Below are 11754 nucleotides of genomic sequence, written 5' to 3'. Positions count from 1 at the left end.
GTTCAGTTGTACCTGTGATTTCTGGTGTTGTATCGTTTGTATCCGCAATTGGATCAATCGTTACATCGGTATCAGATGGTGCAGTTGTATCAACTTTAAATGAGCCATTAGATGTCGCTTCACCAACGTTACCAGCTTTATCTTTCGCTTCAGCTTTAACTGTATATTCACCTTCTGGTAGTGCTTCAGTCGGTGTATACGACCAGTTACCTTCAGGATCTACAGTCGCATCACCTGTTGCTACAGGGTTGCCATCTTTGTCTAAGATTTCAACTTTTACTGTTGCGCCTGGTTCAGTCTTACCATTAATTTCAGGAGTTGTATCACTAGTATCTTCTAGAGGATCGATTGTAATTTCCGGATCGATTGTATCAACTTCAACCGTAGTTTTAGCAGGTTGACTTACATTTCCTACCGCATCACGAGCTGAAGCCTCGACACTATATGTACCATCTGGTAACGCTTTAGATGGCTTATATGTCCAGCTACCATCGGCTGCAACATTCACAACTGCAGATTGAACAACCTTGCCAGCCGCATCCTTGATTTCAACACGTACTTGTGTTGCACCATCTTCAGTTTTACCTTTAAAGGTAGGCGCATCAATGTTCGTAAGTGGTAACTCTTCAATCGTTACTTTAGGTGGAGTAATATCCACAGTAAAGCTTGAAGTAGCGACTTTACTATTACCAGCCGCGTCATATGCTGTTGCTTCTAGTTTATAGTCACCTTCAGCTAATGTTACAGGTGATTTAAACTGCCATTTACCGTTGGTCACTGTAGCAGGACCTTCTGCGATAATCTTACCTGAACTATCGCGAATCACTACTTTTACGCTCTCACTATCTTTAGTGGTTCCCGTAAATGTAGGAGTTTGATTTTTAGTTGTAGTCACTGGATTATTCTCCGATTCCGAAAGAGTATTTGCGATTGCAGCGATTGCAAAAGTTGATTGATTCGTTGCTGTATCCCAACCCTCAGGTTCAGGATCAGTAGGGATTGGATCGATGTCTATGTCTGGAGGAGTTAAGTCAACATTGAATTCTTGTTTTTCTTCTTCACCTTTATTTCCTGATTTATCAATAGGCGTTACGATAACTTCGTATTTACCTTCATCCAGGTTTTTCTCAGGTGTATATTCCCATTTACCATCTTTATCAACAGGAACAGTTTCTTTATCAACCACGTTCCCATCTTTATCTTTAATTTCTATTTCAACATTAGATTCTGGCTCACCTTCACCTGATAATTTAGGTGTTTCTGAGTTTGTTTCACCCTTATTTCCAATTTCATCAATAGTGATGTCTGATGGTGGGACAGTATCAAGCGTGATTGTCTTAATCGGTGATTTATCACTTTCTTGACCACTTACAGTTTGTGTGACAGAAAGCTCATAGATACCATCTTTTAAATCTTGATCAGGTGTAAAACTCCAATCACCATTAGACAATGCAACCGTCTCACCAATTAGTTCATCGCCATTATAGATTTTGATGATTGCACCAGGTTGAGCTCCAGAACCTTTGATTTCTGGACGAGCATCATTTGTTACACCACCATCAGCAACTTCACCGATATGCTCTGGTACATCATCAATGACGATTGGTGCATTTAATAATGCATTTGGCTTTGGCTGAGGGTTAGGCGTAGGATTAGAGTCAGAACCATTATCTGCGACTGCCGCAATTGCACCAGCTGCACCAGCACCAATTAACCAAGGGAGAATACCACCGATAAAATCATCGGAATAAAGAAGAGGTTCGATTTCTTCGATTGGGTAATACAGAATTGTTTCTGCAATTGAGCCATCTTCATTGGTAAATTTAACCCAATAAAGTTGACCACTTTCATCTTGGAATACGAGGCTGTTATCAGCAAATGAAGGATTGAAATAGTTTTCAATCACAATCACTTCACCATTACGCAAATTGATTAGAGCATTATTATTATCACGAGTGATTGAAGCTACATCATCTTTAGATACTTGAACGACAACTACAGAGTTTTCGTTAAGCCCCACTTGACTAGAGTTGACATTCTCTAATACCTGATGACTCTCTTTAGATATTACGGAGATATTAGCCATGGTAAATTCTCACTTATAAATTTTATTTTTATCGATCTTTCTACATCTAAGATACAAAAAAGATAGACACTATTATCTATAAGTGAGATTTATATCACATTTTTAAGATTTAATGCGAATAGATTTTGCGTCTTTTATCAGCTTTTTGTAACCGCTCATCCACAATCAAAATATATCTTTTATTTACAAACACTTATGACATAAGAATTAATATTTTTACTTACTTTTAGGATATTTCAGGTCACCAAATTTCAAAGGCTTACTTATCATAATTTCTGCTATATTTAGCTTAACTACATACGGTAACTTGCTCACCTAACATTTTAATGTTAGTAAACTAGTATACTTTTCATTTTATATTGAAAATTAATACTTACTTTTTAGTAAGTTAAGAAATAAAATTTGCTTTAAATATGATGTAATTTTCACATTTTAATTTTATATTTCATCGATAAAATTCTGCGTAACTGAATAAAATATTTAAACAATATCACTGTTATCTTCTGCATTGATCATACTTAATTCATAAAAAAAAGAGCAAGCACTATCATGCTTGCCTCAATTAAGTATAATTTTTTTAGAAATTTTCTGGATTTTCTAACTTCTTCACCTCTTCAGCTTTAGCGGGATGATGGACGATTGCCACACCATCATCAGAAGTCCGATCTAATATCACTTCAGGATTATAAATCGTAATAATCTCATTACCTTTACTATCTTCACCAACAATATATTTAAATCCTTTACGATTAAGCTTATTACATAATCGCTGATATATTCCCTTTAAGCCCTCTTTTTCCTCATTAGGGTTGTAATAGAAAGCATTCATGACTGCTGGCAAACCTAAACCACATACTACGCCCGATAATAAAACAACAATAAAAGTATAACCAATCAAGATACTACTGTATTGCCTTAACTCTGGGACATTAGCAACCGCAAGAATTAGAGCCAATGAAATCCCTCCTCTTACTCCCCCCCATGATAAAATTGCTAGGCTACCGTTATAGCTTTTCTTACGAAACGATGGGAAGAATGCAAAAGCCAGAAAGTTCGCAGCAAAACGTGAAATATGTAAAATTACAAATGCGATAATACCGCCAAGTATCATGCTGGCATTAAGATCAAGAATAAACAGCTCTAAACCAATTAAAGTAAATAAAAAAGAATTAATGATACCTTCAACTGTATGCCAAAAGTGATTTACTTCTTGGATTTCACGATTTTGTAAAATTTCTTTCCATTTATTACCAACAATAAGTCCACCAATCACACATGCGATTGGTGCTGATGCATGAGCAAATAAAGCAACCAAATATGAACCACAAGCCAGTAAAGCTGTCGTTAGGATTAATGATTCCATTTCATGCTTCCCGCGAAGCAATCGTAAAATCCCCCAACCAAATACCAAACCAATAATTACAGCTACCACAATTTCATAAAGGAGTGTTTGTAGTGTCAGCAACAGACTAAAATGCTCGCCTTCAAGCACATTCAACAATGTCATAAATACAGCGATACACATTGCATCATTGAACAGTGATTCACCCTCCAATTTCACCATTAAATGATGTGGTGCACGTACAGAACTGAGTACCCCTTTGATTCCGATTGGATCTGTAGCACCTAAAGCAGAACCGAGTAATAAAAGTACGAGTATTGGTACAGGGTTACCAATCAAATATTGAAATCCAAATAATAATCCACCAAACAATGCTGCACACAAAACCAAAGCAATAGTGGCAAGAATACTAATTGGCTTCCAATACACTTTTAGATCAGACACTTTAAATTTCAATGCCGACGATGTAAGAATGAAGCAAATAACACCATTTACGAGAAAATCATAAAAATCAATATGACGAACTGCTTCTTCAATATTTGCCAAATTAATAGTGATAAAACGATTATCCCCTAATAAATTGGCAGCCCATTGCAGAATAAAGACAAAAATTGCTGAAACAATTGGCACCCCTATCGCTTGGGGAAAACCTAGAATTCGTTTATTGAATATGGTTGTGGCAATTGAGAGGGCAAAAACCACTGTAAATACTTGGAGAAAAAAAAAGTTGCCCATTTTGCACTCTATGATATGTTTTATTTAAATGAGATCATTTAAATTTTAAATGAAAAAACTATAGCCATTTATTTATTTTATATAAAGAATGTTTACTCGCAATCCCTTTTTTTTAAAGATGTGTAGCCTTCCTAATAAATTATTCTATTAGCAGGCTACATGTTTTAACTTTGCAGAAAAACAATCGATTCTGCTTGGTAGATTTAGATTGAGGTATTGAATGTATCACATTGGTTCACATCACCTGTTTTCATGCCACGATCGAACCAATACATTCTTTGTTGGCTTGTACCATGGGTAAAGCTATCAGGAACCACATGTCCTCTCGCCTTTTTTTGCAGATAATCATCTCCGATCTTATGCGCCGCATCCATTGCCTCTTCAACATCACCTTGCTCCAAGAATTGAGTTCGTTGATGTGTATCTTTTGCCCACACACCAGCTAGACAATCAGCTTGCAATTCCAAACGGACTGATAATTGGTTCCCTTGAGCTTCAGTAGCTCGTTGTCTAGCTTGTTGGACTTGAGTTGAAATACCTAAAAGATTTTGAATATGATGTCCGACTTCATGCGCAATCACATAAGCTTGTGCAAAGTCACCAGCAGCATTTTGTGTAGATAATTCTGATTGATTGCGTTCACCCGAAATACCCATTTGCTGGCGCATATCTTTAAAAAAATCAGTATCAATATAGATTTTTTTGTCTGCAGGACAATAAAATGGCCCCATCGCGGACTGCGCTGTACCACAGCCTGAATTAACTACGCCACTAAACATGACAAGTTTCGGAGCTTGATATTGCATTCCCTGTTTTTGAAAAACGGTGGTCCATGTATCTTCCGTATCAGCAAGTACTGTACCAACAAATGCCGCTGTTTCTTGTTGCTCGGGTGTTGGGTTTTCAATCCCTATCGCTTGTTGCTGATTATTAGAAGTCACTTGTTTAGTTGCCTGATAGGCTTGTTGTGGATCAACCCCAAAAAATTTCCAAGCAACAAATGCAACAACTAAACCGAGAATACTAATTCCACCAGCTTTAGCCCCACCACCTCCACGGCGATCTTCTAAATTACTACTTACTCTCCGGCCTTTCCAACGCATAATCTCAGCCCTTTTAAATCATATAACTTCTTATAATACGTTATTTCATCAAACTCTAAACTTTTCTAGCGTTCCATAGTTTTTGTATTCCTGAAACAACGACCAAAACAATAAGTCCTGCAATAAAACCTATGACAAAGTTTAAGAGCGTCGGGGTTAAAGCACCGATGATACTGCCTACATTTGGAATATGTTCAATATAATCGACGGAATCTTCAGTAAAATGATGAAATAATGGGATGGTATGATTAATAATACCACCACCAACCAAGAACATCGCGATTGTTCCGACAATGGTTAGTGTCTTCATAAGTTTAGGCGCAAAAGCAAGTAAGCCCTGACCAATTCTCTGTTTCAATGTAGACGTTTGTTTGACGAGATAAAATCCCAAATCATCAATTTTAACAATCATAGCAACTAAACCATAAACACCAATCGTCATTAAAATTGCGATGACTGACAATACTGCAACCTTTATTCCAAAAGTAGCTGCTGCAACTGTACCCAATGAAATCACGATAATTTCAGCAGATAAAATAAAGTCTGTTCGTATCGCGCCTTTGATTTTATCTTTCTCAAAAGTTGCTAGATCTACATTTAAGTTTTCGAGTTCTTTTTCGGCCTGTTCAGATGTTTTAGCTTTTTTATGGTGTAATGAGTGAATTACTTTTTCTACACCTTCATAACATAAAAATAATCCACCTAACATCAATAATGGATTTATAAGCCAAGGTGCAATCACACTAATTAATAATGCTAATGGAACCAAAATTAATTTATTAACAAATGAGCCTTTTGCAACAGACCAAACGACAGGCAATTCACGGTCGGCTTTCACACCACTAACTTGTTGAGCATTGAGTGCTAAGTCATCACCCAATACACCGGCCGTTTTTTTTGCAGCCATTTTACTCATCAGCGCAACATCATCAAGAATGGTGGCTATATCATCTAATAGCACCAATAAACTATTTGCCATTATTGTTATCCTTCTTTGTTTTTTGGAATTTTATTCTTCTATTTCAATTTATTCTGTATCAACATTATTAATACTATCTCAAATAAGGCGTTTTTAATTCGATTCTTTCGATGCTTTATGCTGACATAAAAAAAAATAATGCCGTACAATATTACGAAATTTTAAAAATTCAGCCCTAGTGTTGATGACTTTGGTATAGAAAATGAGTAATCAAGATAATCGCCCTGTTATTTTGACAGGTGACCGTCCAACTGGACAACTTCATTTAGGCCACTTTGTCGGTTCTTTACGTTCACGAGTAGGTTTGCAAGATTCCCATCACCAACATCTATTATTGGCTGATGCACAAGCTTTTACAGACAATGCTGATAACTTCGAAAAAGTTAGACGTAATATTATTGAAGTTGCAACTGACTATCTCGCTGTTGGGATCGACCCGACAAAAACAACAATTTGCGTTCAATCAAGCTTGCCAGCTTTGAATGAGCTGACCATGCTTTATTTAAACTTTGTCACAGTTTCAAGACTAGAACGAAATCCTACGATTAAGTCTGAAATACAAATGCGTGGGTTCGAGCGTGACATCCCAGCTGGATTCTTATGCTATCCAGTTGCTCAAGCAGCTGATATCACTGCTTTTAAAGCATCGATTGTGCCCGTGGGTGAAGACCAAATTCCAATGATTGAACAAACAAATGAAATTGTTCGTCGTTTAAATCGTCAGATTGGTCAAGAGCTTTTGCCTGAATGTAAGGCACTGCTATCGAATGTAGGTCGATTACCAGGATTTGATGGTAAAGCTAAAATGTCTAAATCATTGGGCAATACAATTGTCTTAGATGCTTCTGATAAAGACATTAAAAAAGCGGTAAATGCAATGTATACAGATCCTAATCATCTTCGTATTGAAGATCCAGGTCAGGTGGAAGGTAATGTTGTATTTACTTATTTAGATGCTTTCGATCCAAATCCAGAAGAAGTAGCAGAGCTTAAAGATCACTATCGTCGTGGTGGTTTAGGTGATGGTACAGTCAAAAAACGCCTTGAAGGTGTTCTAAAAGAGTTGATCACGCCTATTCGTGAACGTCGTATGGAGCTTGCTAAGGATCCTGATTATATTATGGATATCTTAAAAACTGGTACTGACAAATGTCGTGATATTACGCAAGCAACATTGGATGAAGTTAAAGCTGGATTAGGTGTTTTTAAATTTTAATCCCTAAAAAATAAACACACTTAAAGCCGCATCACATTGCGGCTTTTTTATGGCTATTTATTAGCCTATTTAAAATTAACCTTCAATTAAACTTATTAACGTAATCTTACACGTTTTAACCCGACTACCAATGAGTTGCTAAATGAAATTGAATATCATTTAATTACTGTTATGAATACCCCCAAAATTCATAACATTTCTCCTTAACCGAAACTGTGTAAGCAGATTCGTTGTTCTGCGCAGTGATCACCCCAATCACTGCGTATTTTTTTATGTTGAATCCATTCAAAATGAAATCAATATTATATAATTGATAATTACGTCACTTTATTTTATTATTTTGATTTAAATTTGATAAAAATTCTAATATTTATAAGAGACTACCCATGTGGGACATGTTTATAAATCCGTCGAACCTATTCTTCAGTATTAGTATCTGCTTGATGTTTTTTATAGGCATTCTTGAAGTCTTTCTATTAATAACAGGTCTCAGTAGTCAAGGATTTTTAGAGCAATTTCTACCTAGTTCATTAGATTCTTCTCCTGAAATGATCGTTGACCATCAATCTAGTATTTGGATTCAATTTTTAGATTGGCTTTATCTTGGACGTATTCCTGTATTAATTTGGCTGATCATCTTTCTCACGACCTTTTCAATTGTTGGCTTCTTATCCCAATCTATCGTCCATCATGTATTTGGATCATTTTTAACAGTCTGGCTCATTACTCCACTGGTACTTGTGGTCTGTATGCCATTCGTACGGCTATTCTCAAGATGGATAGCAAAGATCATCCCTAAAGTTGAAACCACAGCAATTCATAGCGACGATTTAATTGGACTTCGAGCAGAAATCATTTTAGGCACTGCTCGACTGCACTATCCTGCGCAAGCAAAACTCAAAGATCGCTTTGGTCAAACACATTACATTTTAGTCGAACCTGAAGCTGACGAAATATTCGTACAAGGTCAGCAAGTCTTACTTACACAACGTAGTCTCAAAGGCTTTCAAGCAATTTCACAATAAATCAACTTAGAGAAAAAAATGTTTAGTTCAATTTTTTATCAAATTATTATAATTGCAGGACTTATTCTCATTGCGCTGGTTGTCATCGGAACCATTATTGCACGACTATATAAACGCTCTAGCAAGGAAGTTTCATTTGTCAGAACTGGTTTTGGTGGGGAAAAAGTTATATTAGGAGGCGGTGCAATTGTACTTCCTGTTTTACATGAAGTCATTCCTGTCAATATGAATACCCTTCGCTTAGAAGTTAAACGTGCAGCTGATCAAGCCTTGATTACGCGTGATCGAATGCGTGTAGATGTGATGGCTGAGTTCTATGTTCGTGTTAAGCCAACAGCTGAATCCATTGCTACCGCAGCACAAACTTTGGGTCAAAAAACCATGTCACCAAATGAATTAAAAGATTTGGTTGAAGGTAAATTTGTAGATTCCCTGCGTGCAGTAGCAGCAGAAATGGCTATGGAAGAGTTACATGAAAAACGTGTCGACTTCGTACAGAAAGTTCAACAAGTTGTTTCAGAAGATCTGTTCAAAAATGGTTTAGAACTCGAAACTGTATCTTTAACAGGTCTTGATCAGACCAGCTTTAAATTTTTTAATCCACAAAATGCATTTGATGCAGAAGGTTTAACAAAATTAACAGAAACTATTGAAGATCGTCGAAAAAAACGTAACGATATTGAACAAGATGCTGACTTAGCCATTAAAGCGAAAAATTTAGAGGCTGAACAAGCACGCCTTCAAATCCTGCGTGAAGAAGAATACGCAAAGATGCAACAAGAGCGAGAAATTTCGATTCGAAAAGCTGAACAACTTGCTGAAATTGCAACACAAGAAGCTGCCAAAAAGCGTGAGGCAGAAGAAGCCCAAATCGCTGCAGAACGTGAAATTGAATTAAAACGTATTTCAGCTGCACGTGATGTCGAAAATCAAAATATTCAAAAAGCACAAATTATTGAACAAGCGCAAGTAGAACAAAAGAAAACCATTGAACTTGCGGAACAAGATCGCGCAATCGCGATTGCCGAGAAATCTCGTGCTGAATCCGAAGCCAAAGCACTTGCTGACCAAGCTCGTGCGCAAGCAGTGAAAGCCGAGGAAGAAGTTGTGACTGTTCGTGAAACACAGCGAGCTGAGCGAATTAAAGCGGTTGAACTTGTTGCTGCAAAACAGGCTGCAGAAACTGATGCTATTTCAATTACTGTGGCTGCCGAGGCATCAAAACAAGCTGCTGTAGATGAGGCTGAAGCTGTTCGTACTGCGGCTGAAGCAGAAGCTGAAAAAGTCCGCTTGAAAGCTAAAGGTGAAGCTGATGCTAAAATTCTTTTGGCTCAAGCTTTAGAAAAACAATACCAAGTCGATGCTGAAGGGACACGCGCAGTCAATGAAGCAAATAATATTTTGTCAAGTGAACAAGTTGAGATGCAAATTCGTTTGGCACTTTTGAAGTATTTGCCTGAAATCATCCGTGAAAGTGTTAAACCAATGGAAAATATTGATGATATCAAGATATTACAAGTGAATGGTCTGGGTGGCATTACTGGCGCCACGACTTCAGCTGATCAAGCAGATCAATCACAATCTGTTGCACTTTCAGACCAAGTGGTGAATAGCGCACTCAGATATCGTTCACAAGCCCCTCTTATTGACAGCTTAATGAGTGAACTCGGTATTCAGGGTGGAGACATCAACGGTCTTACACAAAACCTAAAACCTAAAACCAATTAATGATAAAAGCCCTGATTTTCAGGGCTTTTATTCGCTTTACTGCTAGCTATTGCTTTTCTTATTATTTTTAAGATAACAAATATTATTTTAAGATTGATCAGTTTTCCCTACCCGACGATCTCATGCATTTTTCTTTTACTCCTGCTTCAGCAATTGATGCAGTCACCTTATGACGTTATGTATCTTTATTCTAGGCGCAATTTTTGCTGGATTTATTCAAGGTCTCACAGGTTTTGCCTTCGCTCTTATTGCGATGTCTTTTTGGGTATGGATTCTACCGCCTCAGATCACCGCCCCCTTGGTCGTTTGTGCATCACTATGGTGTCATATCATTTCAATGTATAAAGAACCAAGAACCTTTATAAAGCCCTCTATCGTTTGGGTCTATATTATCGCTGGCTTAATTGGGGTACCTTTGGGTACTTTTTTGCTTCATTATATCAATGCAGACACGTTCAAATTACTACTTGGGATATTTTTATTAATTTGGTGTCCACTCATGTTCTTTAATCCGCAACTACATTGCTTAAAAGATACCGAACTCAGGATGGACGGCTTGATTGGTTTTTTGGGTGGAATTTTAGGTGGGCTCGGTGGATTCTGTGGTGCAATTCCCTCAGCTTGGGTGATGCTAAAACAACTTCCTAAACATGAGCAACGCAACATTCTTCGACATTTTAATTTCGCCATTCAACTGTTTACTTTGCTCATCTATTTATTTAACCAGACCATTAACGTGAATCACTTGTCTTATTTGTGGATTTTGATCTTTGCAGTTAGCCTACCTACGATCATTGGTGCAAAAATTTTTTATCAAATATCTGAGCAAAAATTTAAATCGATTGTCTTAACTTTATTGTTTTTTTCAGGCTTTATTTTAACCCTAAACGCAATTTTCTTGTATTAAAAAAGGCAGATTGTTCTGCCTTCTCCATATATTAACTGTTGTGTGAATATCGTTGGTCAACACTAAATTTTTCGGGGAATTTAGCTGAAATCTTTGAATAAAATTCCATAATTTCTGCCATATCCACTTCTATATCTCCAGTAGGATAAATAATTTTACCTACACCGCATTTTTTTTGCCTGTAATCCATATATGCTAAAGCGATTGGGACATTCGCTGTAATTGCTACATGGTAAAAACCCGTTTTCCATTTTTCTTGTTTTGACCTTGTTCCCTCTGGCGTCACCAACATGACCAATTTTGGATGATCTTTAAAAAGATCTGCCATTAATTGTACCATGCTTGGTCTTTCCTCTCCCTCTTTCTTCGGTCGGCGATTAATTCCGATCCCTCCCATAGCCCGGACAAAAGGACCAAATGGAAACTTCATATAGCTGTCTTTAATTGTAATTCTGACATTTACACCTAAAGCTTTGAGCGCTAATCGCGCGTATAAAGCATCCCAGTTACTGGTGTGTGGTGCAGCAATCATGACACATTGGTCTAAATCTAAGGGCCAATGGTTATCAATTTCCCAACCTAATGCATTTAAACTCTGTTCAGCAAATTTTTCAAACATATAAATATACAAAT

At 37.1% G+C, this 11754-nt stretch carries 9 protein-coding genes; 4 read left to right on the top strand and 5 right to left on the bottom strand.

All coding sequences use genetic code 11. The features are described from left to right. The 4 genes from AC1M9B_RS10270 to AC1M9B_RS10255 all read right to left on the bottom strand — a co-directional run. Positions 1 to 2086 (bottom strand): Ig-like domain-containing protein (locus tag AC1M9B_RS10270; protein ID WP_481609037.1); only part of this gene is annotated, 2086 nt, incomplete at its 3' end. Positions 2087 to 2663: 577 nt separating this feature from the next. Next, positions 2664 to 4163, bottom strand: coding sequence for a cation:proton antiporter (locus AC1M9B_RS10265; protein WP_179998547.1), 1500 nt, complete (start codon positions 4161 to 4163; stop codon positions 2664 to 2666). Between the two features lie 203 nt (positions 4164 to 4366). Continuing rightward, on the bottom strand, positions 4367 to 5266 hold the full coding sequence (ypfJ, locus tag AC1M9B_RS10260; protein ID WP_481591661.1) for a KPN_02809 family neutral zinc metallopeptidase: 900 nt from the start codon (positions 5264 to 5266) through the stop codon (positions 4367 to 4369). Positions 5267 to 5321: 55 nt separating this feature from the next. Beyond that, positions 5322 to 6245, bottom strand: coding sequence for a DUF808 domain-containing protein (locus tag AC1M9B_RS10255; RefSeq protein WP_092767024.1), 924 nt, complete (start codon positions 6243 to 6245; stop codon positions 5322 to 5324). 202 nt (positions 6246 to 6447) lie between these two features. Between AC1M9B_RS10255 and trpS the strand changes: the two genes are divergently transcribed. From trpS to AC1M9B_RS10235, 4 genes are all read left to right on the top strand, one after another. Continuing rightward, a complete protein-coding gene (gene trpS, locus AC1M9B_RS10250; RefSeq protein WP_092767023.1) occupies positions 6448 to 7461 on the top strand; it encodes a tryptophan--tRNA ligase in 1014 nt (337 codons plus the stop codon). 386 nt (positions 7462 to 7847) lie between these two features. Next, positions 7848 to 8486: a YqiJ family protein gene (locus AC1M9B_RS10245; RefSeq protein WP_481609036.1), complete on the top strand. Its 639-nt coding sequence runs from the start codon at positions 7848 to 7850 to the stop codon at positions 8484 to 8486. 18 nt (positions 8487 to 8504) lie between these two features. Next, positions 8505 to 10214, top strand: a complete 1710-nt coding sequence (locus AC1M9B_RS10240; protein ID WP_481609035.1) for a flotillin family protein — start codon at positions 8505 to 8507, stop codon at positions 10212 to 10214. A gap of 169 nt (positions 10215 to 10383) precedes the next feature. Beyond that, positions 10384 to 11121 carry a sulfite exporter TauE/SafE family protein gene (locus tag AC1M9B_RS10235; protein WP_481609034.1) on the top strand — a complete coding sequence of 246 codons (738 nt, stop codon included), beginning with the start codon at positions 10384 to 10386 and terminating at the stop codon, positions 11119 to 11121. Between the two features lie 31 nt (positions 11122 to 11152). Here AC1M9B_RS10235 and AC1M9B_RS10230 read toward each other — a convergent pair whose 3' ends face one another. Continuing rightward, on the bottom strand, positions 11153 to 11740 hold the full coding sequence (locus tag AC1M9B_RS10230) for a 1-acyl-sn-glycerol-3-phosphate acyltransferase (protein WP_481609033.1): 588 nt from the start codon (positions 11738 to 11740) through the stop codon (positions 11153 to 11155). Between the last annotated feature and the right edge of the window lie 14 nt (positions 11741 to 11754).

It is taken from the genome of Acinetobacter sp. ANC_7513 (assembly GCF_056779915.1).
Note: the sequence above shows the minus strand (reverse complement) of the source record. Positions and strands in the feature narration are given on the sequence as shown.